The following is a 25,379-nucleotide window of genomic DNA, read 5'->3' on the forward strand; positions in this document are numbered from 1 at the left end:
GCCCACGGTGGCGCCGTCTGTGACGGACTGTGACGCGTTAGGCCGGCGGCAGGCGCAGCACGTTCGACTCGCCGACCTCGAGGTCCTCGACGAAGCGGACCGTGCGGGCGAGCGCGTCGATGTGCGGCAGGAAGGTGAGGAAGCGCTCGCGGTCGGGGCTGACGGCCTGCAGGGTGACGAGGTGCGTGCCGGTGTCCCAGGTGTACATCGCGAACGGCGGGGTGCCAGGGCGCGTGGGCGCGTCCATGACGAGCTTCTCGCCGGATCCGAGGTGCGGGTTCGAGAAGTCCTCGGTGTCGTCGTACTCCATGGGCATCATCGCCCGGGCCGTGCGCACCTGCGGCGTGAGCGCCTGGACCTGCGCGAGCGCGGCGAGCGCGTGCGCGTCCTCCTTCCAGGACCACGCGAGGTAGCGGCCGTCCGCGTTCTTGAGGCCGGCCTTGACGACGCGGCCGGCGATGAAGCTCATGAGGCCCGATCCGGGCTGCCCCTGCGCGATCCCCGCCGTCGTCATGAGCATGCGCACGGCGGCGCGGCGGCGGCGCCCGCTGCCGAGGCCGGATCCGCGCAGGGGCACCCAGCGTTCGGGGTCGGCGTCGGCCTGCAGGTGATCGCTCATGCCTCCAGGGTAGGGGCGCCGGGCCCGCGACCGCCCGCGCCGGGCGGATCCGGCGGGCTCCGCATCTCCCAGCGCCGCCCGGTACGCTCGTGGCCGTGACCTCCCCCGATCTCGCCCGCGCCGAATCGCTCATCGCCACGACGCCCGATTACCCCGAGCCCGGCGTGCTGTTCCGCGACCTGTCGCCGCTGTTCGCCGACGCCGCCGCGCTGCGCGCGGTGGGCGAGGCCCTCGCCGAGCCGTTCCGCGGCCGGTTCGACATCGTCGGCGGCATCGAGGCGCGCGGCTTCCTGATCGCGGGCTTCATCGCGGCGGCGGAGGGCGTGGGCATGCTGCCGATCCGTAAGGCCGGCAAGCTCCCGAAGCCCGCGGCGGCCGTCTCCTACGCGCTCGAGTACGGCACGGCGACGATCGAGGCGCCCGGCGTGCTGCAGCCCGGCGCGCGTGTCCTCCTCGTCGACGACGTGCTCGCGACCGGCGGCACGATCGCGGCGGCCCGCCAGATCATCGCCGACCTCGGGGCCGAGACCGCCGGATCCGCCGTCGTTCTCGAGCTCGACGGCCTCGGCGGTCGCGCGCACGCGGGCGACGACGTGCACGCCCTGTTCACCGCCTGACGCGGGGCGCGGATCCGTTCGCGCGCGGAAACACGCGCGCAACGCGGCGCGATTAGCGTCGCGGCATGAGCTCCACCCGCACGGGCGCCAACGGCGTCGACACGATTCCCCCGTTCGCGCGGCTGTTCCCGCTCGGGCTGCAGCACGTGCTCGCGATGTACGCGGGCGCCGTCGCGGTGCCGCTGATCGTGGGCGGTGCGTTCGGGTTCTCCGGGGAGGACCTGGCGTTCCTCATCAGCGCCGACCTGTTCATCGCGGGAATCGCGACGATCGTGCAGTCCATCGGCTTCTGGCGCTTCGGCGTGCGGCTGCCGCTCATGCAGGGTGTCACCTTCGCCGCCGTCGGGCCCATGGTCGCGATCGGGCAGAGCTATCCGATCACGGCCGTGTTCGGCGCCACGATTGCGTGCGGTCTGTTCATGGTCCTCGTCGCGCCCTTTTTCGCGCAGCTCCTGCGCTTCTTCCCGCCGATCGTGACGGGCACCGTCATCCTCATCATCGGCCTGTCGCTCATGAGCGTCGCGGCCGGGTGGATCGTGGACGGATCCGCCGACGGATCCGCCTCGGGCCTGCAGCTGGCCTTCGCGGCGGGTACGCTCGCGCTCATCGTCCTCATCGAGCGCTTCGCACCGCCTGCCCTCGCCCGCGTCTCCGTGCTCCTCGGCCTCGTGATCGGGACGATCATCGCCGCGTTCGTGCCGGGAATGACCGACTTTTCCGGGGTGGGGGAGGCGGCGTGGTTCGCGGTCGTGACCCCGTTCCACTTCGGCGTGCCGACCTTCGAGATCGTGCCGATCCTGTCGATGCTCATTGTCGGCGTCGTGATTATGACCGAGACGACGGGCGACATGATCGCCGTGGGCGAGATCGTCGACAAGCCCGTCACGCGCCGCCAGCTCGCCGACGGCCTGCGGGCCGACGGGCTCGGCACGATGCTCGGCGGCGTGTTCAACACGTTCCCCTACACGGCGTTCGCGCAGAACGTCGGGCTCGTCTCGCTGACGGGGGTGCGTTCGCGGTTCGTCGCGACGATGGCGGGCGTGATCCTCGTGATCCTCGGCCTGCTGCCGAAGGTGTCGGCGGTCGTGGAGGGCGTGCCGCGCGCAGTCCTCGGCGGCGCGGGGATCGCCCTGTTCGGCATGGTGGCGGCCAGCGGGATCCGGACGCTCACGAAGGTGCGCTTCGACAACCGCAACATCCTCATCGTCGCGCTGTCGGTCGGGATCGCGCTGCTCCCGACCGTGTCGCCGAACATTTACCACCAGATGCCCACATGGTTCCAGCTCATCTTCGACTCGGGCATCTCGGCGGGCGCGATCAGCGCGATCCTCCTCAACCTCCTGCTCGGCGGCGCGAGCTCCCGATACGGGAAGGACCCGGCGCTGCCGACGTACGACGGGCTGCGCGGGCCGGCGGCCGCCGCCCTCGTGCACCCCGACGCCACGGGAACGGGGTTGATCCCCGTGCAGATCCTCGGCAAGGACGGGGCGGCTCTCGAGACCGTCGACGCCGACGGCAACCCGGTCGCGGCGCACGTCGTCGTCCCCGACCCCGAGCCGGAACCCGGCGCGCACTGACGAACCCCGGCCCGCGGATCCGGGCGCGTGGAGCGCACGACGAAGCAGTAGGGCGTCAGGCCCGCGGGGCGCGGCCGGCCGGATCCGCGAGGAGTCGCGCGAAGGCGAGCTCCGCGGGCCCGATCTGCATGAGGCGCGAGCGCATCTGCGCGCGCTCGAGCCGGATCGCCCGCCCGTCGGACCCGACGGGGTGCACGCGCACGGCCTCCGACAGGCGCTCGCGACTGGCGGCGAGCAGCACCCCGAGGTATCCGGCGAGGACGACCTTCTCGGGCGCGAACGCGTTGACGAAGTTCGTCAGGGCGAGCGAGAGCACCTCGACCTGGCGCTCGAGCTCGGCCCGGACGCGGGCGTTGCGCGAGACCCCGAGCTCGATGTCGAGGTCGTCCTCGTCGAGCTTGCGCCGCCCGAGGAGGCCGAGCAGCGGCTCCGGGTTTACTTCGACGGTCAGGCAGCCGCGCCGCCCGCAGGCGCACGGGCGGCCGCGGGGATCGACGACCGTGTGGCCGAGCTCGCCCGCGAACCCCGACGTGCCCCGCACGAGGGTGCCGTCCATGATGAGGCCGCCGCCGACGCCGTGCGCGGATCCGCTGAGGTAGAGCAGGTTTTCCGTGCCGCGCGCGATCCCGAACCGGGCTTCCGCCATCGCCCCCACCGACGCGTCGTTGCCGGCGGCGACCGGCGTGCCGAGCGCGGACGAGAGCCGCGAGGCGACCGCCTCCCGGCGCCAGCCCAGGGGCGGGGCGACGAGGACGGATCCGGTCGCGTCGACGAGGCCGGGAACCGCGAGGCCAGCCCCAACGAGTCGGTAGTGGCGCTCGATGTCGGCCCGCATGGCGTCGACGAGGGACGCCGCGACCTGGGCGAAGCGCCGGGGGCTCGGCGCGCTCGCGAGGTCGTGCTTGAGCTGCGAGTGGACCGCGCCGCCGAGCCCGACGAGCGCGACCGAGACGGCGTCGGGCTCGGCCCGGATGCTGAGGGCGGCGACGGTGTCGTCGGCCGCGACGCCGAGGGAGGGGCGGCCCACGCGGCCCGTCGGCGCCGTGTCGGCCTCGCGCACGAGGGCGAGCTCGAGGAGCTCGGTCACGAGCGCCGTGACGGTCGAGCGGTTCAGGCCGGTCGCGGATCCGATGTGCGAGCGCGAGAGCGGGCCCTCGGCGCGGACGAGCCCGAGCACCGTCGCCAGGTTCTGCTGCCGGACCTCCTCGTTCGTCGTCCGCACGGCGGCGCGCGCGGCCGGGCCGCGCCCTGTCGTCTCGGGGACCCTCGTCATCGCTTCGTCCCTCACGCCGTCGCCGTCATGAAGCGCATGAGGGTCTCCTGCGACGCGTCCTCGCGCCGCACCTCGCCCGTCACGCGCCCCCGCGCGAGCGCGTAGATCCGGTCGCAGAGGCCGAGTACCTCGGGCAGCTCCGACGAGATGACGACGATCGCCTTGCCCTGCGCCGCGAGCTGATTGATGATCCCGTAGATCTCGTACTTCGCGCCCACGTCGATGCCGCGCGTGGGCTCGTCGAGGAAGAGAACGTCGGGGTTCGTGAACATCCACTTCGCGAGCACGACCTTCTGCTGGTTGCCGCCCGAGAGGCCCGCCGTGCCGCTCGCCACGCTCGGCGCCTTGATGTTCATCTTGTCGCGGTAGGCGTCGGCGACCTTGCGCTCGCCGAGCCGGTCGACGATGCCGAAGCGCGCGAGGCGCTCGAGCGCGGCGGAGGAGATGTTCGTCTGGATGTCGGCCGCGAGGTTCAGGCCGTAGGCGCGGCGATCCTCTGTGGCGTAGGCGATGCCGTGCGCGATCGCCCGCGCCGGTGTGCTGATGTCGACCTCCTCGCCGCGCACGAACGCGTGCCCCGAGATGTCGGCGCCGTACGAGCGCCCGAAGATGCTCATGGCGAGCTCCGTGCGCCCCGCGCCCATGAGGCCCGCGAGCCCGACGATCTCGCCCGCCCGCACGGACAGATCGACGTCGTCGACGACGACGCGCCGCGGATCCGAGGGGTGGTGCACGCGCCAGCGCTCGACGCGCAGGACCTCCTCGCGGATGTCCGGATCCCGCGGGGGGAAGAGACTGTCGAGGTCGCGGCCGACCATCGCGCGGATGATGCGCGCCTCGCTCGTGGCGGGATCCGCCGCGTCCATCGTGTCGATCGTCGCCCCGTCGCGCAGCACCGTGATCCGGTCGGCGACGCGCATCACCTCGCGCAGCTTGTGGGAGATGAGGATCGCGGTCACCCCGGAGGACCGCAGCTCGTCGACGAGGCCCAGGAGGCGGTCGGAGTCGGCGTCGTTGAGCGCCGCGGTCGGCTCGTCGAGGATGAGCACGCGCACGTCCTTGGCGAGGGCCTTCGCGATCTCGACGAGCTGCTGCGCGCCGATGCCGAGCTCCCCGGCGGGCGTCGCGGGATTCTCGTCGAGCCCCACGCGCCGAAGCAGCTCGGCCGTGTGCTCGGCCTCGGCCCGGCGGTCGAGGAACCCCCGGCGGTGCAGCTCGTTGCCGAGGTGGATGTTCTCGGAGATCGAGAGGTAGGGGCTGAGCGCGAGCTCCTGGTGGATGATCACGACCCCGGCGGCCTCGCTGTCGGCGACGGACCGGAACGCGACGTCCTCGCCGGCCAGGCGGATCGCGCCCTCGTACGACCCGGCCGGGTGCACGCCGCTCAGCACGTTCATGAGCGTCGACTTGCCCGCGCCGTTCTCGCCGCAGATCGCGTGCACCTCGCCCGGGAGCACGTCGAGCGACACGTCGTCGAGGGCCGTCACGCCCCGGAAGCGCTTCGTGATCCGCGACATGCTGAGGACCGGTGCGGGCATGGACGGGGCGTTCCTCTCTGAATCGCGGACGACGCCGGTGGTTCGTGCGGGCGGCGAAGTCGTTGCCACACCGTGACCTGATGGTAGGCGAAAACTATTTGTCCGCAGGCCCCGCAATATGTATTCTTCCTGTCAGCGGTCAGGTTCACCGGTCGCCCACACCCCGAGGACGGGGCGGGCGCCAGCCCCACACTCACGTGCGGCGGACCTCCGCCGGGCACGATGCGGTCCCGGCGCGCGGCACATCCCGATGTGCCTGGCGTGGGAGCGCTCCGACACTCAACGAAGAGAGACACAGCAATGAAGCGCACTGTCCTGAGAGCAGTCGGCGTCGCGGGCGCCATGGCACTCGGCCTCGGCCTCGCGAGCTGCGCGAGCGATGGCGGATCCGAGGGCTCGGGCGGCGAGGCGGCGGCGGAAGACATCCGCGTCGGCGTCGCGATGCCGACCGAGACGAGCGAGCGGTGGATCGCCGACGGCGACGCCGTCGAGTCGCAGCTCGAGGAGGCCGGCTACGAGGTCGACCTCCAGTTCGCCAACGACGACATCCCCACCCAGCAGCAGCAGATCGAGCAGATGATCACGAACGGTGCGGACATCCTCATCGTCGCGTCGATCGACGGCACGGCCCTCGCCAGCCAGCTCGAGTCGGCCGCCGACAAGGGGATCCCGATCATCGCCTACGACCGCCTCATCAACGGCACCGAGGCCGTCGACTTCTACGTCACGTTCGACAACTACCAGGTCGGCGTCCAGCAGGCGCAGTCGCTCCTGCGCGGCCTCGGCTACCTCGACGAGAACTACGAGGACACGGGCCTCGACGAGGAGAAGATCATCGAGGTGTTCGCCGGCTCGCCCGACGACAACAACACGGGCTTCTTCTTCGGCGGCGCGATGGACACGCTCGCCCCGTACCTGGAGGACGGTCGCCTGACGATCGGATCCGGGCAGGACGAGCTCGACCAGGTCGCGACGCTGCGCTGGGACCAGGCGACGGCCCAGAAGCGCATGGAGGACCTGCTCACGTCGACCTACGGCGGCGGATCCGGCCAGCTCGACGGCGTGCTCTCGCCCTACGACGGCATCTCGCGCGGCATCATCACGGCGCTGCAGAACGCCGGCTACGGCGACACGATCGAGGACGGCCTGCCGGTCGTCTCCGGCCAGGACGCCGAGATCGCGTCGGTGTCCATGATCGACCGCGGCGTGCAGTACGCCACGATCTTCAAGGACACCCGCAAGCTCGCCACGCAGGCCGTCGACGCCGCGTCCTCCTACGCCTCGGGCGAGGAGCCGGAGGCGAACGACACCGACACGTACGACAACGGCACCAAGGTCGTCCCGTCGTTCCTGCTCGAGTCGGACATCGTCACGGCGGATGACATCCAGGAGCTCCTCATCGACACGGACTACTGGACCGAGGACGAGATCGCCGCGGGCGTCGCGGAGTAACGACACCAGGCGGCAGGATGGGCGCCCGCCGTGCGTGGGCGCCCATCCCCACACACATTGAAGGGGACACCATGTCCGAAGTCATCCTCGAGATGCGCGGCATCACGAAGGACTTCCCCGGCGTCAAGGTGCTCAAGGGCGTCGACCTGGAGGTCGAGCGCGGCGCGATCCACGCGATCTGCGGCGAGAACGGCGCCGGAAAGTCCACGCTCATGAAGGTGCTGTCGGGCGTCTACCCGCATGGCACGTACGGCGGCGACATCCGGTTCGACAACGAGACCGTGCAGTTCGGGTCGATCCGCGACTCGGAGCGCATCGGCATCGTCATCATCCACCAGGAGCTGGCGCTCGTGCCGGACCTGTCGATCGCCGAGAACATCTTCCTCGGCAACGAGCGCCGCACCCGCGGTCTCGTCGACTGGAACCGCACGAACCACGAGGCCGCGAAGTACATGGAGCGCGTCGGCCTCCACGAGAACCCGACGACGCTCGTCGGCCAGCTGGGCGTCGGCAAGCAGCAGCTGATCGAGATCGCCAAGGCGATGACGAAGGACGTGAAGCTCCTCATCCTCGACGAGCCCACGGCGGCGCTTAACGACAACGATTCCGAGCACCTGCTCGGTCTCCTGCGCTCGCTGCGCGACGAGGGCATCACCTCGATCATCATCAGCCACAAGCTCGGCGAGATCGAGGCGGTCTCCGACAAGACGACGGTGATCCGCGACGGCGAGTCGATCGAGACGATCGACATGCACGCGCCGGACGCCTCGCAGGACCGGATCATCCGGGCCATGGTGGGGCGGTCGCTCGACAACCGCTTCCCCGAGCGCACGCCGCAGATCGGCGAGGAGGTCTTCCGCGTCGACAACTGGACCGTGTATCACCCCGCGCAGGCGGGCCGCGTCGTCGTCGACAACGCCTCGATCTCGGTCCGGGCGGGGGAGATCGTGGGTATCGCGGGCCTCATGGGCGCGGGGCGCACCGAGTTCATGATGAGCATCTTCGGGCGCTCGTACGGCCGCGATATCAGCGGATCCGTGAAGCTGCGGGGCGAGGAGATCTCCACCCGCACCGTGCCCGACGCGATCCGGAACGGCCTGGCCTACGTGTCGGAAGACCGGAAGCACTACGGCCTCAACCTCGTCACGGACATCCGCACGAACATCACCTCGGCCGCGCTCGAGAAGCTGAGCAACAAACTCTCTCTCGTCAACGCCAACGAGGAGATCCGTGTCAGCGAGCAGTACCGCAAGGACCTCAACATCAAGACGCCGACGGTCATGCAGAACGTTGGCAACCTCTCCGGCGGCAACCAGCAGAAGGTCGTGCTGTCGAAGTGGCTGTTCACGGATCCCGACGTGCTGATCCTCGACGAGCCGACGCGCGGGATCGACGTCGGTGCCAAGTACGAGATCTACGAGATCATTCAGGCCCTCGCCGCCGAGGGCAAGGCGGTCATCGTCGTGTCGAGCGAGCTGCCCGAGCTGCTCGGCATCGCCGACCGCATTTACACCCTCGCGTACGGCCGCATCACCGGCCAGATGAACGTCGCGGACGCGACGCAGGAGAAGCTCATGACCCTCATGACCATCGAGAACACCGGCACGGAGGCCGCGGCATGAACAACGTCTTCGTCGAGGCGAAGGACCTCCTCACGCGGAACCTGCGCACCTCCGGCATCTACATCGCGTTCGTCGCGATCATCATCCTCTTCACGATCCTGACGAACGGGACGCTGCTCGCGCCCGAGAACGTCACGAACCTCGTGCTGCAGAACGCGCACATCCTCATCATGGCGCTCGGCATGATCCTCGTGATCGTCGCGGGGCACATCGACCTGTCGGTCGGATCCGTGCTCGCGTTCGCCGCGGCGGTGTCGGCCGTGCTCGTCATCCGCCTGGGCATGCCCTGGTGGGTCGGCGTCATCGCGGCGATCGCCACCGGCATCGTCGTCGGCGTGTGGCAGGGCTTCTGGGTCGCGGTCGTCGGGATCCCGGCGTTCATCGTCACCCTCGCGGGCATGCTGCTGTTCCGCGGCCTGACCTGGACCGTGCTCGAGAACGTGTCGCTGTCGCCGTTCCCGCACGCCTACCAGGACGTGGCCTCGGGCTTCGTCAACGGCGTCTTCGGCGAGATCGTGATCGGACAGGGATCCGGGCTGCTCGCGCAGCCGCAGACCCTCGACATCTTCACGATGCTCATCGGCGTGCTCGCGGTCGCGGGCTTCGTCACGATGCAGGTCCGGGACCGCCGCGCGCGCGTCGCCTACCTGCAGCAGGTCGAGTCGCTGCCCCTGTTCGTCATCAAGCTCGTCGTCGTGGCGGCGGTCGTCATCGCCTTCGCCTTCGCGCTCGCGTACAACCGCGGCTTCCCGATCGTCCTCATCATCCTGGGCGTGCTGATTCTCGCCTACCAGGTCGTGACGAACCGCACCGTGTTCGGCCGCCGCGTTTACGCGGTCGGCGGCAACCTGGCCGCGGCCAAGCTCAGCGGCGTGAACGTCGTGAAGATGAACTTCTGGATCTTCGTGAACATGGGCATGCTCACGGGCGTCGCGGCCGCGGTCTTCTCCGCCCGCTCGAACGGCGCGCAGCCCGGCATGGGAAACATGTTCGAGCTCGACGTCATCGCGGCCTGCTTCATCGGCGGCGCCTCGACGACGGGCGGCATCGGCCGGGTGACCGGCGCCCTCGTCGGTGGCCTCGTCATGGCGGTCATGTCGAACGGCATGTCGCTCATGGGCGTGCCGCAGTCGGCGCAGCAGATCGTCAAGGGCCTCGTGCTCCTGCTCGCGGTCGCGTTCGACATTTACAACAAGCGCCGCGCGGGCATCGCGCGCTGACCTGCCCGCTCGGACGGCCCGGGGCCCGCACGCCATGGCGTGCGGGCCCCGGGCCGCCTCGCTCTCAGAGCCCGAACGAGGTGGGGCTGCCGGTGACGTTTCCGACCAGCCCGCGGAGGATGTTCTCGCCCGTCTCGGTGCGGAGTCCGTCGTACCAGGCCTCCGTGACGCCGGGCTCGAAGCCGTGGGTCTCGGTCGCGCGCTTGCGCGCCCGCAGCACGAGCTCGCCGGCGCGCTCCGAGCGCGCCTTCGCGTAGCGGCTCAGGGTGTCGGCGGGGCTGAGGTGGTGGGTCGCGAACATGAGACCCAGGACGAACGCGTCCTCGAGCGCCGAGCAGGCGCCCTGGCCGATGTCGGGCGTCGTGTTGTGCGCGGCGTCACCGAGGATGGCCACCCGCCCGCGCGCCCAGGTGTGGAACGGATCCAGATCCCAGATCTCGACGCGGTTGAGGCTCGTGGCGGGGTCGATCGCCTCGAGGAGCGCGGCGACCCCCGGGGCCCAGCCCGCGAACGCGGCCTCGAGGGGCGCCGTGCCGTCCGCGCGGTCGTAGGGCGTGCCCGCGGGCTGCGGGACGTCGACGAAGAAGTAGAACCGGTTCCCCGCGACGGGCATGACGGCGACGCGCTTGCCGTCCGCGACGTAGGTGGTCCACTGGTCGGCGGGCCCGACGCGTTCGTCGACGGGGACGAGCCCGTTGAAGTTGGTGTATCCGGAGTAGCGGCGCGCGTGGTCCTCGCCCGTCACGTAGGCGCGGGCGCGGGAGTTCGCGCCGTCGGCGGCGATGACGACGTCGGCCGTGGCGGTCGTCCCGTCGGCGAAGGTGACCGTGGCGCCGTCGTCGTCCTGGTCGATGCCGACCATCGTCATGCCGAGGCGGATGCGATCCATGCCGAACCGGTCCATGAGCAGCTGCTGGAGCTCGGCGCGCGCGACGGGGTAGGGCCGCTGACCCGTGAGCTCCGTCACGGGGTCCAGGCTGAACTGCGTCATGGTCTCGCCGGTGCGGCCGTCGAGGTAGGCCATCTTGTCCATGCGCCCGCCGAGCGCGGCGATCTCGTCGGCGAGCCCGAGCCAGTTGAGGACCTTCACGCCGTTCGGCCAGAGCGACAGGGCCGCGCCGACCGGCTTGTTCTCGCGGATCCGGTCGTAGATCGTGACGTCGTGCCCGAGGCGCTGGAGCGCGATCGCGGCGCTCGTGCCTCCGATGCCCGCGCCGATGACGATGATCTTCATCTAGCTTCCCCGGTAGGTCGAATAGGCGAACGGGCTGAGGAGGATCGGCACGTGGTAGTGCCGCTCGTCCGCGACCGTGAAGGTGACCGACACGAACGGGTAGAACGCCGCGGTGCCGCGGGCATCGAAGTAGCCGCGCGTGTCGAAGCGCAGCGTGTAGTCGCCGGGGGCGAGCACGTCCGGCCCGAGGCCGGCGCGCCCGTCGGCGTCGGTCTCGGCGCGAGCGAGGACGGATCCGTCCGGTGCGGTGAGCGTGAGCGGGATCCCCGGGGCGGGGGATCCGCTCGCCGCGTCGAGCACGTGGGTCGTGAGGTGGGGCATGTCAGGGCGCCTCCGGGGTCGCGTCATCGTCCAGCGCTTCCTCGAGGCGGAGCTGGGCGATCTGGGAGAGCTGGCCGGCGGCCTCGCGCCACTCGGCGTCCGCGTCGTTGCCCAGGCGGCGCTCGAACTCGGCGAGGATCTGCTCGGGCGAGCGGCCCGCCGCGCGGATGAGGAAGACGCGGCCGAAGCGCTCCTCGTACGCGGCGTTGCCCTCGGCGATCCGCCGGGCCACGTCGCTCGCGGCGTCCCGCATCGCCGACTGCTCGCGGCGCGAGTGGTCGGCGTTTGCGCCGGCGGACGGCACGCGGTCCCCGATGCGCGGGTGGTGCGCCAGCGCGCCGTCGAGGTCGGCCTCGGTCCAGGCGCCGGCGAGCTCGTCGGCGCGGCGGGCGAGCGCGGCGACGTCGGCGTACGGCCGCCCCGCGACGAGGGCGTCGGCCCAGCCCGGGACATCGGCCCACACGCGCACGATTTCCCGCGCCTCGGCGGCGGGGAGCCGGTGGAAGTCGTCGAGGAGCATGGGTCCAGGCTATGCCGCGGCGCGTTTCGCGGGTGTTGCGGCGGGGGCGCGCCCGCCGTCTCTTGTTCGTCACACGCGCCAAGTACCGTGGGGGTCGTGAGCCCAGATACACCCACCTCGACCTCGGTCGCCGCCCGACGCACGTTCGTCGGCGACTCCTTCCGGCCCGCGACCGTGCGCATCACGGACGGGCGGATCACGGGGATCGGCCGCTTCGATCCGCACGCCGAGGTGGTCGTCGACGACCGGCACGTCCTCTTGCCCGGGCTCGTCGACTCGCACGTCCACCTCAATGAGCCCGGCCGCACGTCCTGGGAGGGCTTCTCCACGGGAACGGCCGCCGCCGCGGCGGGAGGCGTGACGACCCTCGTCGAGATGCCGCTGAACTCCGTCCCGGTGACGACGACGCCCGCGGCGCTCGCTGCGAAGCGCGAGGCGGCCGCGGGCCAGCTGGCCGTCGACGTGGCCTACTGGGGCGGGGCCGTGCCCGAGAACCTCGGATCCCTCGCGGCGCTCCTCGACGCGGGTGTCGTCGGCGTGAAGTGCTTCCTGGCCCCGAGCGGCATCGACGAGTTCGGGCACCTCTCCGCGGACGAGCTCGAGCGCGCGCTCGCCGAACTGGCCGCGGTCGACGGTCTGCTCATCGCGCACGCCGAGCTCGCCGAGCACCTGGGCGAGGCCGCGGGCCCCGTGTTCGCCGATTTCGTCGCGTCGCGCCCGCCGGCGGCCGAGGTCGAGGCGGTGCGCCTCGTGATCGAGGCGGCCCGCCGCACGGGCGCGCGCGCCCACATCGTGCACGTGTCGGCCGCGGAGACGCTGGCCCTCGTTCGCTCCGCGCGGGCCGAGGGCGTGCGGATCACGATCGAGACGTGCCCGCACTACCTCGCGCTCGATGCCGCGCGCGTCCCCGACGGGGAGGGGCGCTTCAAGTGCTGCCCGCCCATCCGCGACGCCGCGAACCAGGACGCGCTGTGGGAGGGCGTGCTCGACGGCACGATCGACGCGATCGTGAGCGACCACTCGCCCGCCACGCTCGACATGAAGAACGTCTCCGACCTCGGCGCGGCCTGGGGCGGCATCGCGGGGCTGCAGACCGGCCTCGCCGCCGTGTGGACCGAGGCGCGTCGCCGCGGCATCGCGCTCGAGCGGATCCTCCCCCTGTTCACGACGGGCCCCGCCCGGATCGTGCGCCTCGCGCGCGGCGAGATCGTCCGCGGCGCTCCCGCGCACCTCGTCGTGTTCGACCCCGAGGCCACCCGCACCCTCGAGGCCGACGACCTCGCCTACCGCAACCGCACCTCGCCGTGGCTCGGGGCCGAGCTCGCGGGCGTGGTCGAGGAGACCTACCTCGCGGGGGAGCGCGTCTACACGCGCGGCGCGGGCCTCGCCGCCCGCGCCGGGCGCGAGGTGTTCCCGCACGACGGCGACGGCGAGCTCGAGGGCGTCCTCGAGCTCGGCACGGGCCTCATGACCGGGACGGACGCCCGATGACCTCCGACGCCCTGGCGCGCAACCGCTTCGGCACGTCGGCGGGCGCGCCGGACTTCGCCGGCCTCGAGATCCTCCAGCCCGACGCGGGCGTTCCCGACGGCGCGACCTACCTCAGCGCGCGCCCCGAGCACGTCCTCTGGGGTCGCCTGCCGAGCCGCGCCGACGCGCCCGTCCTCACGATCGCGGCCGGCGACCAGGTCGTCATCGACACCGTCAGCCACGAGGGGATCCTGCCGGATCAGGGGCAGGACCCGGCCGCCTTCTTCGCCGGCCACGGCGTCCCGGCCGCCGCCGTCCTCGAGGACGCGCGGCAGATCGCGGCGACGAGCCCGCGCGACGCGGCCGCCGACGGACCGCACGTCGTCACGGGCCCCATCCGGGTCGAGGGCGCCCGGCCCGGCGATCTCCTCCGGATCCGCGTGGATCGCCTCGTGCCGCGCGTGCCCTACGGCGTCGTGAGCAACCGCCACGGCAAGGGCGCGCTGCCCGGCGTGCTGCCGCGGTCGGGCGAGACGGTCAGCGTGTTCGCCGCGGTCGAAGAACGGGGCGGATCCCTCGTCGGCACCCTGCCGCGCACGGAGGGCGGGCCGCGCGACGTCGCCTTCACGCTCGCGCCGTTCCTCGGGACGATGGGCGTCGCGCCGGCCCGCGACGAGCGCCCGCACTCCGTCCCGCCGGCCGAGTACGGCGGGAACATCGACATCCGCCTGCTCGTGGAGGGCACGGAGCTCTTCCTCCCCGTGCAGGTCGACGGGGCGCTCGCGTACGTCGGGGATCCGCACTTCGCGCAGGGCGACGGCGAGGTGGCGCTGACGGCGCTCGAGGCGTCGCTGCGCGCGACGCTCACGTTCGACGTCGTGCCGCGTGAGGAGGCGCTGCGCGAGTTCGGCGAGGTCGCGGGCCCGCTCGTGCGTACGCCGGAGTTCCTCGTGCCCACGGGGCTGGACCCCGACCTGCGCGAGGCGATGAAGAAGGCCGTCCGCGCAGCGCTCGACCTCCTCCAGGCGCGCTGGGGGATGGACGAACACCTCGCCTACGCCTACCTGTCGGCCGCCGCCGACTTCGACATCTCGCAGGTGGTCGACATCACCTGCGGCGTTCACGCCCGCATCCGAGAGGCCGACTTCGCATGACCGACACGATCCCGGGGGCGGACACCGTCCCCGCCGAGCTGCTCGAGGCGCTCCTCGCCTACGAGCGGGCGATCCTCGCGAACGACCTCGACGAGCTCGACCGCTGGTTCATCGACGCGCCCGACACGCTGCGCGGCGACGACGCGGGCCTGCTCGTCGGGCACGACGCGATCAGCGCGTTCCGCGGGCTGCGCGGCGGCGTCGCCGCACGCGAGATCGAGCGGATCGAGTACCGCCCGCTCGGCGACGACCAGGCGCTCGTCGTGTCCGTGTCGCGGTTCCTCATCGGCGGCCGCGGCCTGCAGACGCAGCTGTGGCGGCGTACGGGCGAGGGGTGGCGGATCGCCGCGGCCCACGTGTCGGGCCGCCCGCGTCCCTTCGACCGCGCGATGTGGCGCACCGTCGGAGACCCGCTGTTCCAGGGATCCTGGGACGGCCCGCTCGCCGGCCGCACGGTCGCCGTCAAGGACCTGTTCGCCCTGAAGGGCTACCGCATCGGCGCGGGCAACCCCACCTACGTCGACTCCGTCGCGCCCGAGCCGCGCACCGCCTCGGCCATCAGCGACCTGCTGCGCGCGGGGGCGTCCCTGCGCGGCATCGCGCGCACCGACGAGTTCGCGTACTCGATCGCGGGCGACAACCCGCACTACGGCACGCCCCCGAACGGCGCGCTCCCGGGCGCGCTCCCTGGCGGATCCTCGTCGGGCCCCGCGAGCGCCGTCGCCACCGGACAGGCCGACATCGGGCTCGCGACCGACACTGCCGGATCAGTGCGGGTCCCCGCGTCGTATCAGGGGCTCTGGGGCCTCCGCACGACGCACGGCCTCGTGCCGCGCCAGGGGCTCCTCCCGCTCGCGCAGTCGTTCGACACGGTCGGCTGGATCACGCGAGACGGCGACACCTTGCAGCGGGTCGCCGACTGGTGCCTGTCGTACGACGGGTCCGACTCGACCGAGCGCGTGTACGGCGCCTCGGGTGCCGACCTGCCCCGCCGCTTCGTTGTCCCCCTCGAGGCGCTTGACGCCGCCGAGCCGGCCACGCGGGAGGCGTTCGAGCGCTTCCTGGAGGCGCTTGACGCGCCCGTCGAGCGGGTGTCAATCGGCGCCCTCGCCGAGTACCAGGAGCCGTTCCGCGTCGTCCAGGGCGCCGAGGCGTGGCGGAACAACGGCGAGTGGATCCGGGAACACCCGGGTGCGCTGGGCGCCGCGGTCGCCGCGCGGTTCCGCGCCGCGTCGGAGGTCACGCCGGAGGACGAGCGGGTCGCGCGAGCGGCGATCGCGCTGCTCAAGGAGCGCATCGACGCCCTCGTCGCCGACGCGCAGCTGCTCCTGCCGACCGTGCCGGGGCCGGCGCCCATGCGCACGTCGGACGGCGCGCGCGTCGACGCCGTGCGCGCCGCGACCCTCGGGATGACCACGCCCGTCGCGATCGCCGGGATCCCGGCCGTGTCGATCCCGCTCCTGACCGTCGCGTCCCAGCTCGGCCCCGCGCCCGTCGGCGTGTGCGTCGCCTCGCGCGCCGAGACCGACATCGCGCTCGTGCGCCTCGCCCGCCGGATCGCCGACGAGACCCTTCCCGCCTGAGAACGAGAGAACCCATGCACGCTTCCGCGCCGCTCGACCCGCCCGCCCGCCTCCTGATGGGGCCCGGCCCCATCTCCGCCTACCCGCGCGTCCTCCGCGCCATGTCAGCGCCGTTGGTCGGGCAGTACGACCCGTTCATGACGCGCACGATGGCGGAGGTGCAGGCGCTCTACCGCCGCGTATGGGCGACCGAGAACGAGCAGACGTTCCTCATCGACGGGACCTCGCGCGCGGGCATCGAGGCCGCGATCACCTCGCTCGTGCGGCCCGGCGAGCGCGTGCTCGTACCCGTGTTTGGGCGGTTCGGACACCTGCTCGCCGAGATCGCCGAGCGCGCGATGGCTGAGGTGCACACGGTCGAGGTGCCGTGGGGCCAGGTCGTCCCGGTCTCGGTGATCGCCGAGGCGGTCGCGCGGGTCAAGCCGCGCCTTCTCGCCCTCGTGCAGGGCGACACGTCGACGACAATGAACCAGCCGCTCGACGAGATCGGCGAGATCTGCCGCCGCCACGGCGCGCTGTTCTACACCGACGCGACCGCCTCGCTCGGCGGGAACGCGTTCGAGGCAGACGCCTGGGGCCTCGACGCGGCGACCGCGGGCCTGCAGAAGTGCCTCGGTGGCCCGAGCGGATCCGCCCCGATCACGCTGTCGGAGCGCGCCGTCGCGGCGATCCGCCAGCGCTCCCGCGTCGAGGCGGGGATTCGGGAGGACACGGACGCGTCGGCCGACGACTTCGTGCGGTCGAACTACTTCGACCTCGGCATGATCATGGACTACTGGGGGCCCCGGCGCCTCAACCACCACACCGAGGCGACGAGCATGCTCTACGCCGCGCGCGAGTGCGCGAGCGTCCTGCTCGACGAGGGACGTGACGCCGTCATCGCCCGCCACGAGGTCGCGGGGCGCGCGATGCTCGCGGGCGTCGAGGGCCTGGGCCTCACCGTGTTCGGCGACGTCGCGCACAAGATGCACAACGTCGTCGCGGTCGAGATCCCCGAGGGCGTGCCCGGCGACCAGGCGCGCCAGGAGATGCTCGACGACTTCGGCATCGAGATCGGGACCTCCTTCGGCCCGCTGCACGGCCGCGTGTGGCGGATCGGGACGATGGGGTACAACGCGCGCCGCGACACCGTCCTGACGACGCTCGCCGCCCTCGAGCAGGTCCTCCGCCGCCGCACCTCGGTGCCCGCGGGCGGCGGGGTGGAGGCCGCGGCCGACGTCTTCCGCGGGGCCGCCCAGTGACGGGGGGCCGGCTCGACAGCATCGCGCCCGAGGCGTTCGCGGCGGCGGCGCGCCGCGTGATGGCGCGCTGCGACGAGCTCGCCCGCGTGAGCGCCGAGGACGGCGAGATCACGCGCGTATACCTCTCGCCGGAGCACGCGCGCGTGAACCGCCTCGCGGCGGAGTGGATGCGCGAAGTCGGCATGTCGACGCGCCTCGACGCGGCGGGCAACCAGCTGGGCGTGCTCCCGGCCTCCGCTCCGGACGCCCCCCGGCTGATGCTCGGATCCCACCTCGACACCGTGATCGACGCGGGGCGCTTCGACGGGATCCTCGGCGTCCTCATGAGCATCGAGGTCGTCCGGCTCCTGCGCGTGGCGGGGGAGGACGGGGCGTGGCTCAGCCCGTTCGACTTCGGCATCGAGGTCGCGGCGTTCAGCGACGAGGAGGGCACGCGCTTCGGCAAGGCCCTGCTCGGATCCTCCGCCGTCGCCGGGACGTGGGACGAGAGCTGGTGGTCGCTCACCGACGCCGACGGGATCACGCTGCGCGAGGCGTACCGCGAGTTCGGGCTCGACCCGGGCCGCGTGGGCGAGGCCGCGCGTCGGGAAGGCGAGCTCGTCGGCTACCTCGAGGCGCACATCGAGCAGGGCCCGGAGCTCGACCGGCGCGGCGAGTCGCTCGCGGTCGTCTCCTCGATCGCGTCCGCGCGGCGCTTCCAGATCGCCGTCGAGGGCGAGGCCCGCCACGCGGGCGGCACGCCCTACGACATGCGGCGCGACGCCCTCCTCGGCGCAAGCGAGGCGGCCCTCGCGGTCGAGCGCGTGTGCGCGGCCGAGCATCACATCATCGGCACGGTCGGCCAGCTCGAGGCGTTTCCCGGCGCCGTGAACGTCGTTCCGGGCGAGGCGCGCTTCAGCCTCGACTTGCGCGGCGAGTTCGACGAGAGCCGCGACCGGGTGTGGAACCAGCTCAGCCGCGAGCTCGACGACATCATGGGCCGCCGCCACCTGCGGTGGCGTGCGCGCGAGGTGCACCAGGCGCCGGCGGTGTTCTGCGACCCGCTGCTCCAGGACGTCGTGCGCGCGGGGATCGGCGAGACCCTGCCGCGCGGCGCCGCCGAGCCGACGACCCTCTTCAGCCCGGCCGGCCACGACGGCATGTCCATCGGCCGGGTCGCGCCCGTCGGCATGCTCTTCCTCCGCAACCCCGACGGCGTCAGCCACCACCCGGACGAGGCGGTGAGCGGATCCGACGTTGCCCTGGGCCTGCGCGCCTTCGCCGAGGCGGTCGCGCACCGGGGTGCGGAGCCCGCGGCGTAGGCGCTCGACGGATCCGCTCCCGCACGCCAGGATCGGGGGTGCGACCTACGACAAGGAGACGACATGGCTTTTCCCGGAACGATCACCGTCACGAGCCCGGACTTCGCCGACCGCACGCGCCTCGCCGACCGCTTCGCGGCGGAGCACGAGGACGTCGCGCCCGCCATCGCGGTCTCGGGGGTCCCCCGCGACGCGGTCGAGCTGGCCCTCATCTGCCACGATCCCGACGCGCCGATCCCCTTCGGGTGGACCCACTGGACCGTGTACGGCATCCCGGCCGACGCGACGCGCATCGCGGCCGACTCGGGGCGCGAGGGCGTGACGACGAAGGGCGAGGCGGGATACTCCGGGCCGCTTCCCCCTCCCGGGCACGGCGAGCACAGCTACTACTTCTGGGTATACGCGCTCTCCCGCCCCGTCGCGGGCGAGCCGACCCGCGAGGAATTCCTCCGCGACTACGCCGACGCGATCCTCGAGCAGAACCGGCTCGTCGGCACGTACTCGCGGGGCTGACGCGGCTGGGGTCCCGCCGCGGGCGCCCGCGGCGGGACCCCCGAAACAGGATCGCAACGTATGGCGATGTTCGTGAAACTTACATTCCGTACGGTCGGGTCATCCGCTCACCGCGTCTACCCGATGGAGTCCCCATGTCGATCCGCCTCTCCCGCCGCGCCTCCGCCCTGGCGCTCGCCGCCGCCACGACGCTCGTGCTCGCGTCCTGCTCCTCCGGATCCGCCGACACCGACAGCGGCGAGGCCGCCGAGGAGGGCGGCTGGGACGTCACGCTGCAGCTCTCCTGGATCAAGAACGAGGAGTTCGCGGGCGAGTACATCGCTGACAGCGAGGGGTACTACGAGGAGGCCGGCTTCGACGGCGTCGAGCTCGTCGCCGGGCCCTCCACCGGCGTCGCCGAGCTCCTGGGCGGCACGGCCGACATCGCCCTGAGCGACGCCGTGGCCGTCGGCACCGCGATCGCGAACGAGGACGCGCCCCTGACGATCATCGGCGCGACCTTCCAGGCCAACCCTTTCACGATCCTCTCGCTGGCCGACGGCGCGAACCTCGCCACGCCCGAGGACCTCGTCGGCACGCAGATCGGCGTGCAGGACTCGAACCTCGCCCTGTTCCAGGCCTTCCTCGCCGCGAACGGCATCGACGAGGGCGACGTCGAGGTCGTGCCCGTGCAGTACGACCCGGCGCCGCTGACGAACGGCGAGGTCGACGGGTTCTTCGCCTACACGACCAACGAGGCGATCACGGTCGAGCTCGCGGGCAACGAGATCACCAACCTCGAGCTCGCGCAGAACGGCCTCCCGTTCGTCGCGGAGACGGTCGTCGTCACCGACGAGACGCTCGCGAACGAGCGCGACATGCTGAAGGCGTTCCTCAAGGCTGAGGTGCAGGGCTGGAGCGACGCGGTCGCCGACCCGCAGCTCGGCGCGGACCTCGCGATGGAGACCTACGGCGCAGACCTCGACCTCGACCCGGAGAAGACGCTCCGCGGATCCGAGGCGCAGAACCTCCTCGTGACCTCCGACGAGACCGAGGAGAACGGCCTGTTCACGATCAGCGAGGAGCTGCAGTCCGCGACGATCGACTCCCTCGCGGGCGCCGGCGTCGAGGTCACGGCGGACGAGCTGTTCGACCTCAGCCTGCTCGAGGAGATGTACTCCGAGAACCCCGACCTCGTCGACTACGCCGGCTGATTCGGAGCACGCACCACCTCATGAGCGACACCACCACGATGGCCGGGACGGGCCTGCAGATCTCGGGGCTGAACAAGGTCTTCCGGGTCGGCCGCAGGTCCGTCACGGCCCTCCAGGACGCCGAGCTCCACACCGAGCAGGGCACGTTCCTCTCGCTGCTCGGGCCCTCGGGCTGCGGCAAGTCGACGATCCTGCGGATCCTCGCGGGCCTCGAGGATCCCTCGAGCGGGACGACGCGCGTCGACGGCAAGAGCCCCCGCGAGCTGCGGCGGGACGGCGCGATGGGCATCGCGTTCCAGGACTCGGCGCTGCTGCCCTGGCGCAGCGTCCAGTCGAACATCCAGCTGCCGTTCGAGGTCGCGGGCCGCCCGGTGGATCGGGACTACGTCTCGGAGCTCATCGAGCTCGTCGGCCTCTCGGGGTTCGAGAAGGCCAAGCCGGGTCAGCTCTCGGGCGGCATGCGCCAGCGCGTGTCGATCGCGCGCTCGCTCGTGATGAAGCCCAGCGTGCTGCTGTTCGACGAGCCGTTCGGCGCGCTCGACGACATGACGCGCCAGCGGCTCAACCTCGAGCTCCTGCGGATCTGGACCGAGAAGCCCGTGACGACCCTCCTCGTCACCCACGGCATCTCGGAGGCGATCTTCCTCAGCGACAAGGTGGCCGTCATGAGCCCGCGCCCCGGCCGCATCAAGACGGTCATGGACATCGACCTGCCGCGCCCGCGCACGCCCGAGATGATGCGCACCCCCGAATTCCACGCATACGTCGACCAGGCCTCCGACCTGCTGTTCGGCACGGACGAGGGCGGATCCGGTGGCCTCTGAGGTCCTCGCCGCCCCCGGCGCACGGCGCGTTCCCGCGTGGGCCGTCGGCGTGGCCGGCGGGGTTGGCGTCATCGCCCTGTGGTGGATCCTCGCGGCCACCGTCCTCGGTAGCGTCGGCCCGGGCGGCGCGCAGGCCATCCCCACGCCGCCCGAGGTCATCGCGAGCATCGCGGCCTCCGGGTGGGACTTCTACGCGCGCAACTTCTCGGTCACGATCGCGGAGGCGGGGATCGGATACGCCTGGGGCAACGGGCTCGCCCTCCTCGCGGCGGCGATCGTGCTCGTCTTCCCCCGCCTCGAGGGCGTAATCATGCAGCTCGCGATCATCACGTACTGCATTCCGGTCGTGGCGATCGGAATCCTCCTCGTCGTCATCATCCCGGTCCCGGACGCGGGCGAGCCGTCCGGCAACGCCGCCTTCCTCGCGGCGCTCAGCGTGTTCTTCACAACCGTCGTCGGCTCGCTCCTCGGGCTGAAGGCGGCAGATCCCGCGGCCCTCGACGTCGTCAGCGTGTACGGCGGATCCCGGCTCACGCAGCTGCGGAAGGTGCGGTTGATCGCGGCGCTGCCGGCGATCCTCAACGCGCTCCAGGTCGCCGTCCCGGCCGCGTTCCTCGGGGCCGTGTTGGGCGAGTTCTTCGGCAAGGTCGAGCTCGGCGTGGGCCCCGCGATGATCGCGGCCCAGCAGAACATCGACGCGGCGCGCGTGTGGGCGCTCGCGCTCGTCTCGGGCGCCGTCGCGCTCGTGGGGTACCTCATCGTGGCGCTCCTCGCCCGCGCGATCGCGCCGTGGTCGAAGGGGGTGGCCTCGTGAGCGCCGACGTCCGGCGCGAGGCGCGCCGCGCGACCGGCCGCGCGCTCGCGCGCAGCCTGACGACGTTCGCCCTCACCCTCGTCGCCGTGGTGGCGCTCTGGCAGCTCGCGCTGTGGGCGTTCGCCGTGACGCCCTACGTCGGCAAGGGGCCGGCGGACGTGTGGGAGTACCTCGTCAGCGGCGAGGACGCCTCCGCGCACCTCGCGGAGCTCACGGGGCTGCTCGCCGTGACGCTCGGCCACGCCGCGATCGGCTTCGCCGCCGGCCTCCTCGTCGCGCTGCTCGCGGCCATGACCTTCCAGCTCAGCCGGGGGATCGAGGCGGCGCTCATGCCGATCGCGATGCTCCTGCGATCTGTCCCGCTCGTCGCGATGGCGCCCGTGATCATCCTCATCTTCGGCCGCGACTTCTGGTCGGTCGCCGTCATCGGCGGCATCGTCGTCCTCTTCCCGGCCCTCGTGAACATCGTGTTCGGGCTGCGGTCGACCTCGCCCCAGATGAACGACCTGATCGCGGTGTACGGCGGATCCGCCTGGACCGCGCTCGTGAAGGTGGCCCTGCCGAGCTCCGTGCCCGCGCTGCTCGCGGCGGTGCGGATCTCCATCCCCGGCGCCATCACCGGCGCTCTCCTCGCGGAGTGGCTCGCCGTCGGCGGCGGGATCGGCGGGAGCCTCGGGCAGTTCAGCGCCTCCGCGCAGTTCTCCGCGCTCTGGGCCGCCGTCGTGCTCGTCACCGCCGCCGCCCTCGTTCTCTACAACCTCGTCGCGATCGTCGAGTCCGTGCTGCTCGCGCGCATGGGCATGGCCGGCCGCGCCTGACCCGAAAGATTAGCCCCATGACGATCGATCTCGCCGCCTTCGCGCGCGCCCTCCCCAAGGCCGAACTCCACCTGCACCTGGAGGGCACGCTCGAGCCCGAGCTGAAGTTCGCCCTCGCCGAGCGCAACGGCATCGCCCTCGCCGAGTCGACTGTGGAGGAGGTGCGCGCCACCTACGACTTCACGGACCTCACGAGCTTCCTCGCCGTGTACTACCCCGCCATGGGCGTGCTGCAGACGGCCCGCGACTTCGAGGACCTCGCGTGGGCGTATCTGACACGCGCGGCCGCCGACGGCGTCCGCCACGTCGAAATGTTCTTCGACCCGCAGGCGCACACGAGCCGCGGCGTGCCGTTCGCGGACGTCATCGGGGGCTATCGCCGCGCCGCGGTGCGCGCCCAGGCGGAGCTGGGCGTCTCGGCCGAGCTGATCCTGTGCTTCCTGCGCGACTTCTCGGCGGAGTTCGCGATGGCGACCCTCATGGAGGCGCTCCCGTACCGCGCCTGGATCGTCGGCGTCGGCCTCGACTCCGACGAGCGCGGCAACCCTCCCGAGAAGTTCGCCGCCGTCTTCGCCCGCGCGAAGCAGGAGGGCTTCCTCCTGACGATGCACTGCGATATCGACCAGGACGGATCCATCGAGCACATCCGGCAGGTCATCGAGGAGATCGGCGTCGACCGCATCGACCACGGCACGAACGTCGTCGAGGACCCGGCGCTCGTCTCCGTCGTGCGCGAGCGCGGCCTGGGCCTCACCTGCTGCCCCTCGTCGAACTCGTTCGTCACCGAGAGCATGAAGGCCGACGAGATCGTGCAGCTCATGCGCGAGGGCGTGCGCGTCACGCTGAACTCCGACGATCCCGCCTACTTCGGGGCCTACGTCGCCGAGAACTACGTGCTCCTCGCCGAGCACGCGGGGCTCGAGCCGGCCGACCTCGTGACGCTCGCGCGGAACTCGTTCGAGGCCTCGTGGCTGACGCCCGGGCGCAAGGCCGCGTTCCTCGCGGAGCTCGACGCGTTCGCCGAGGAACAGGGCGTCGCCAGGGGCTGACGTGACGTTCGAGGGGGCACCGGGCGACGCGGGGGCGGCCGCGCGCCTCGGCGCGGAGATCCGCCGGATCCGCCGGGCGAGGTCCCTCACGCTCGTCGAGCTCGGTGCCCGCACCGAGCTGTCCCACGCCTTCCTCAGCCAGCTCGAGCGGGGGATCGTGCAGCCGAGCCTGCCATCCCTCCGGCGAATCGCGCTCGCCATGGAGACGAGCCCGATCGAGCTGATCGCGGCGTCCGACGGCGCGCCGCCGTCCGACTGCCGCTTCGAGGTGCAGCGCGCGGGCACGGGCGCCGTGCCCGCATCCTTCTCCGCGGGCACGGCGCGGATGCTCGCCCGCGCGCCCGCGCGCTTTCATCCCATGGAGGTCGACGTGGAGCGGTCCGACCCCGGCGACGCCTTCCGGCACGAGGAGGGGGAGTTTCTCTACGTCGTCGCGGGCGAGGTTGCGGTCGAGCTCGACGGCGTCGAGCACCGCCTCGCGCCGGGGGACTCGGCCTACGTCGGCGGCGGCACCCCCCACCGGTGGTGGTCGCGCCAGGCGCCCGCGCGCCTCGTCGTCGTCAAGGAGGCGCTCGGGCGCTGAGCGGGCGTCAGAGCTCGAGGGCGACGGCGGTCTCGAGCGCCGCCTCGATGCTGCGCATCCAGCCGTCCTTCAGGGCGCGGTTCTTCTCGCTGTACAGCGAGGCGCCGTCCACGAGGTTGCTCGAGCAGGCGCACACCATCCCGGCCCGCATCCCGCGCAGGCGCGCCACCACGTACATCGCCGAGGCCTCCATCTCGACGTTCAGGATCCCCATGCCGGCGAGCTGCTGGATCCACTCCGGGGTCTCCGCGTAGAAGGCGTCGTCCGACGCGCTGATCCCGGTGTGCGAGCGCGTGCCCGCGGCCTCGGCAATGCGGGCGGACTCGGCGGCGAGCCGCGCGGTCAGGAGCGTGTCGGGGACCGCGGGATAGCCCGCGTGCACGTAGGCGGCCGTCGTGCCGTCGTTGCGCAGCGACCCCTCGCTCACGAGGAGGTCGCCGGGCTCGATGCCCGGCTGCAGCGCCGCGGAGCTCCCGACGCGGATGACGCTCGAGACGCCGACGCGGGCGAGCTCCTCCACCGCGATCGCGGTCGACGGGCACCCCATCCCGGTCGAGGTGGCCGTGATGTGCCGGCCCTTGTACCAGCCGGTCATCGTGCGGTGCTCGCGGTTGTGCGCGACCTCCACGACGTCCGTGAGGAACTCGGCCACGAGCGGGACCCGGAACGGATCGCCGGGCAGGAGGGCGACGGACGAGATTTCGCCCGGCGCGACGCCGATGTGGTACTGGCGGGCGGTGCGCCCCTCGGCGGACTTATCGACGATGTCGGATGCGGACATGGTTCCGGCTCCCTGTCAGGATCTCGGTCCCCGCCCTGAGCCGGCCGGTGTGCCGGCCATGG

24 protein-coding genes are annotated in these 25,379 nt (G+C 72.1%); 17 read left to right on the plus strand and 7 right to left on the minus strand.

What is annotated here, in order from left to right; translation table 11 throughout:
- Nucleotides 1-37: 37 nt before the first annotated feature.
- Nucleotides 38-619 carry a hypothetical protein gene (locus GJQ66_RS06565; RefSeq protein WP_155048567.1) on the minus strand — a complete coding sequence of 194 codons (582 nt, stop codon included), beginning with the start codon at nt 617-619 and terminating at the stop codon, nt 38-40.
- A gap of 95 nt (nt 620-714) precedes the next feature.
- Here GJQ66_RS06565 and GJQ66_RS06570 point away from each other — a divergent pair, with 95 nt between their 5' ends.
- Nucleotides 715-1,236, plus strand: coding sequence for an adenine phosphoribosyltransferase (locus GJQ66_RS06570; protein ID WP_338100722.1), 522 nt, complete (start codon nt 715-717; stop codon nt 1,234-1,236).
- 65 nt (nt 1,237-1,301) lie between these two features.
- Nucleotides 1,302-2,813, plus strand: a complete 1,512-nt coding sequence (locus GJQ66_RS06575; RefSeq protein ID WP_155048568.1) for a nucleobase:cation symporter-2 family protein — start codon at nt 1,302-1,304, stop codon at nt 2,811-2,813.
- Nucleotides 2,814-2,868: 55 nt separating this feature from the next.
- On the opposite strand, the gene GJQ66_RS06580 is transcribed toward GJQ66_RS06575, so the two are convergent.
- Nucleotides 2,869-4,086, minus strand: a complete 1,218-nt coding sequence (locus GJQ66_RS06580) for an ROK family transcriptional regulator (RefSeq protein ID WP_155048569.1) — start codon at nt 4,084-4,086, stop codon at nt 2,869-2,871.
- Between the two features lie 11 nt (nt 4,087-4,097).
- Entirely contained in the window at nt 4,098-5,624 is a 1,527-nt protein-coding gene (locus GJQ66_RS06585) for a sugar ABC transporter ATP-binding protein (protein ID WP_155048570.1), read from the minus strand.
- 300 nt (nt 5,625-5,924) lie between these two features.
- Here GJQ66_RS06585 and chvE point away from each other — a divergent pair, with 300 nt between their 5' ends.
- From chvE to mmsB, 3 genes are all read left to right on the plus strand, one after another.
- Nucleotides 5,925-7,076: a multiple monosaccharide ABC transporter substrate-binding protein gene (chvE, locus tag GJQ66_RS06590; protein WP_155048571.1), complete on the plus strand. Its 1,152-nt coding sequence runs from the start codon at nt 5,925-5,927 to the stop codon at nt 7,074-7,076.
- Nucleotides 7,077-7,147: 71 nt separating this feature from the next.
- A complete protein-coding gene (gene mmsA / locus GJQ66_RS06595; RefSeq protein WP_155048572.1) occupies nt 7,148-8,698 on the plus strand; it encodes a multiple monosaccharide ABC transporter ATP-binding protein in 1,551 nt (516 codons plus the stop codon).
- Complete coding sequence (mmsB, locus tag GJQ66_RS06600) at nt 8,695-9,918, plus strand: multiple monosaccharide ABC transporter permease (protein WP_155048573.1); 1,224 nt, start codon at nt 8,695-8,697, stop codon at nt 9,916-9,918. The genes mmsA and mmsB overlap by 4 nt, the downstream gene beginning before the upstream one ends.
- Nucleotides 9,919-9,982: 64 nt before the next feature.
- On the opposite strand, the gene hpxO is transcribed toward mmsB, so the two are convergent.
- The 3 genes from hpxO to uraD are packed head-to-tail and all read right to left on the minus strand — an operon-like array spanning nt 9,983 to nt 11,993.
- A complete protein-coding gene (gene hpxO, locus GJQ66_RS06605; RefSeq protein WP_155048574.1) occupies nt 9,983-11,152 on the minus strand; it encodes an FAD-dependent urate hydroxylase HpxO in 1,170 nt (389 codons plus the stop codon).
- A complete protein-coding gene (gene uraH / locus GJQ66_RS06610) occupies nt 11,153-11,473 on the minus strand; it encodes a hydroxyisourate hydrolase (protein WP_155048575.1) in 321 nt (106 codons plus the stop codon).
- Nucleotide 11,474: 1 nt separating this feature from the next.
- Nucleotides 11,475-11,993, minus strand: coding sequence for a 2-oxo-4-hydroxy-4-carboxy-5-ureidoimidazoline decarboxylase (uraD, locus tag GJQ66_RS06615; protein WP_155048576.1), 519 nt, complete (start codon nt 11,991-11,993; stop codon nt 11,475-11,477).
- A 96-nt stretch (nt 11,994-12,089) separates the two neighbouring features.
- Between uraD and allB the strand changes: the two genes are divergently transcribed.
- The 12 genes from allB (at nt 12,090) to GJQ66_RS15375 (ending at nt 24,536) form a co-directional block, all read left to right on the plus strand.
- On the plus strand, nt 12,090-13,484 hold the full coding sequence (gene allB, locus GJQ66_RS06620; RefSeq protein ID WP_368732748.1) for an allantoinase AllB: 1,395 nt from the start codon (nt 12,090-12,092) through the stop codon (nt 13,482-13,484).
- Nucleotides 13,481-14,617, plus strand: a complete 1,137-nt coding sequence (locus GJQ66_RS06625; protein ID WP_155048577.1) for an acetamidase/formamidase family protein — start codon at nt 13,481-13,483, stop codon at nt 14,615-14,617. The genes allB and GJQ66_RS06625 overlap by 4 nt, the downstream gene beginning before the upstream one ends.
- Nucleotides 14,614-16,200: an AtzH-like domain-containing protein gene (locus GJQ66_RS06630; RefSeq protein WP_155048578.1), complete on the plus strand. Its 1,587-nt coding sequence runs from the start codon at nt 14,614-14,616 to the stop codon at nt 16,198-16,200. Before GJQ66_RS06625 ends, GJQ66_RS06630 begins: the two co-directional genes overlap by 4 nt.
- Nucleotides 16,201-16,214: 14 nt before the next feature.
- Nucleotides 16,215-17,441 carry an alanine--glyoxylate aminotransferase family protein gene (locus tag GJQ66_RS06635; RefSeq protein WP_155048579.1) on the plus strand — a complete coding sequence of 409 codons (1,227 nt, stop codon included), beginning with the start codon at nt 16,215-16,217 and terminating at the stop codon, nt 17,439-17,441.
- Nucleotides 17,438-18,742: an allantoate amidohydrolase gene (locus tag GJQ66_RS06640; RefSeq protein ID WP_368732749.1), complete on the plus strand. Its 1,305-nt coding sequence runs from the start codon at nt 17,438-17,440 to the stop codon at nt 18,740-18,742. The genes GJQ66_RS06635 and GJQ66_RS06640 overlap by 4 nt, the downstream gene beginning before the upstream one ends.
- Nucleotides 18,743-18,805: 63 nt before the next feature.
- Nucleotides 18,806-19,255, plus strand: coding sequence for a YbhB/YbcL family Raf kinase inhibitor-like protein (locus GJQ66_RS06645; protein ID WP_155048580.1), 450 nt, complete (start codon nt 18,806-18,808; stop codon nt 19,253-19,255).
- A 134-nt stretch (nt 19,256-19,389) separates the two neighbouring features.
- Complete coding sequence (locus tag GJQ66_RS06650; protein ID WP_155048581.1) at nt 19,390-20,448, plus strand: ABC transporter substrate-binding protein; 1,059 nt, start codon at nt 19,390-19,392, stop codon at nt 20,446-20,448.
- 20 nt (nt 20,449-20,468) lie between these two features.
- Complete coding sequence (locus tag GJQ66_RS06655; protein WP_155048582.1) at nt 20,469-21,272, plus strand: ABC transporter ATP-binding protein; 804 nt, start codon at nt 20,469-20,471, stop codon at nt 21,270-21,272.
- Nucleotides 21,262-22,086, plus strand: coding sequence for an ABC transporter permease (locus GJQ66_RS06660; protein WP_368732750.1), 825 nt, complete (start codon nt 21,262-21,264; stop codon nt 22,084-22,086). The genes GJQ66_RS06655 and GJQ66_RS06660 overlap by 11 nt, the downstream gene beginning before the upstream one ends.
- A complete protein-coding gene (locus tag GJQ66_RS06665) occupies nt 22,083-22,904 on the plus strand; it encodes an ABC transporter permease (RefSeq protein ID WP_368732751.1) in 822 nt (273 codons plus the stop codon). The genes GJQ66_RS06660 and GJQ66_RS06665 overlap by 4 nt, the downstream gene beginning before the upstream one ends.
- A gap of 17 nt (nt 22,905-22,921) precedes the next feature.
- A complete protein-coding gene (gene add, locus GJQ66_RS06670; protein WP_155048583.1) occupies nt 22,922-23,953 on the plus strand; it encodes an adenosine deaminase in 1,032 nt (343 codons plus the stop codon).
- Nucleotide 23,954: 1 nt separating this feature from the next.
- Nucleotides 23,955-24,536: an XRE family transcriptional regulator gene (locus tag GJQ66_RS15375; RefSeq protein WP_155048584.1), complete on the plus strand. Its 582-nt coding sequence runs from the start codon at nt 23,955-23,957 to the stop codon at nt 24,534-24,536.
- 7 nt (nt 24,537-24,543) lie between these two features.
- Here GJQ66_RS15375 and GJQ66_RS06680 read toward each other — a convergent pair whose 3' ends face one another.
- A complete protein-coding gene (locus GJQ66_RS06680) occupies nt 24,544-25,317 on the minus strand; it encodes a nucleoside phosphorylase (protein ID WP_155048585.1) in 774 nt (257 codons plus the stop codon).
- Nucleotides 25,318-25,379 lie beyond the last annotated feature (62 nt).

The sequence above is a fragment of the Microbacterium sp. ZXX196 genome (assembly GCF_009709595.1).
Lineage (GTDB): Bacteria > Actinomycetota > Actinomycetes > Actinomycetales > Microbacteriaceae > Microbacterium > Microbacterium excoecariae.

Coding starts and splice junctions, on each gene's coding strand:
- GJQ66_RS06565 (WP_155048567.1), bottom strand. CDS start 619: ATGAGCGATCACCTGCAGGCCGACGCCGACCCCGAACGCTGGGTGCCC.
- GJQ66_RS06575 (WP_155048568.1), top strand. CDS start 1,302: ATGAGCTCCACCCGCACGGGCGCCAACGGCGTCGACACGATTCCCCCG.
- GJQ66_RS06580 (WP_155048569.1), bottom strand. CDS start 4,086: ATGACGAGGGTCCCCGAGACGACAGGGCGCGGCCCGGCCGCGCGCGCC.
- GJQ66_RS06585 (WP_155048570.1), bottom strand. CDS start 5,624: ATGCCCGCACCGGTCCTCAGCATGTCGCGGATCACGAAGCGCTTCCGG.
- chvE (WP_155048571.1), top strand. CDS start 5,925: ATGAAGCGCACTGTCCTGAGAGCAGTCGGCGTCGCGGGCGCCATGGCA.
- mmsA (WP_155048572.1), top strand. CDS start 7,148: ATGTCCGAAGTCATCCTCGAGATGCGCGGCATCACGAAGGACTTCCCC.
- mmsB (WP_155048573.1), top strand. CDS start 8,695: ATGAACAACGTCTTCGTCGAGGCGAAGGACCTCCTCACGCGGAACCTG.
- hpxO (WP_155048574.1), bottom strand. CDS start 11,152: ATGAAGATCATCGTCATCGGCGCGGGCATCGGAGGCACGAGCGCCGCG.
- uraH (WP_155048575.1), bottom strand. CDS start 11,473: ATGCCCCACCTCACGACCCACGTGCTCGACGCGGCGAGCGGATCCCCC.
- uraD (WP_155048576.1), bottom strand. CDS start 11,993: ATGCTCCTCGACGACTTCCACCGGCTCCCCGCCGCCGAGGCGCGGGAA.
- GJQ66_RS06625 (WP_155048577.1), top strand. CDS start 13,481: ATGACCTCCGACGCCCTGGCGCGCAACCGCTTCGGCACGTCGGCGGGC.
- GJQ66_RS06630 (WP_155048578.1), top strand. CDS start 14,614: ATGACCGACACGATCCCGGGGGCGGACACCGTCCCCGCCGAGCTGCTC.
- GJQ66_RS06635 (WP_155048579.1), top strand. CDS start 16,215: ATGCACGCTTCCGCGCCGCTCGACCCGCCCGCCCGCCTCCTGATGGGG.
- GJQ66_RS06645 (WP_155048580.1), top strand. CDS start 18,806: ATGGCTTTTCCCGGAACGATCACCGTCACGAGCCCGGACTTCGCCGAC.
- GJQ66_RS06650 (WP_155048581.1), top strand. CDS start 19,390: ATGTCGATCCGCCTCTCCCGCCGCGCCTCCGCCCTGGCGCTCGCCGCC.
- GJQ66_RS06655 (WP_155048582.1), top strand. CDS start 20,469: ATGAGCGACACCACCACGATGGCCGGGACGGGCCTGCAGATCTCGGGG.
- add (WP_155048583.1), top strand. CDS start 22,922: ATGACGATCGATCTCGCCGCCTTCGCGCGCGCCCTCCCCAAGGCCGAA.
- GJQ66_RS06680 (WP_155048585.1), bottom strand. CDS start 25,317: ATGTCCGCATCCGACATCGTCGATAAGTCCGCCGAGGGGCGCACCGCC.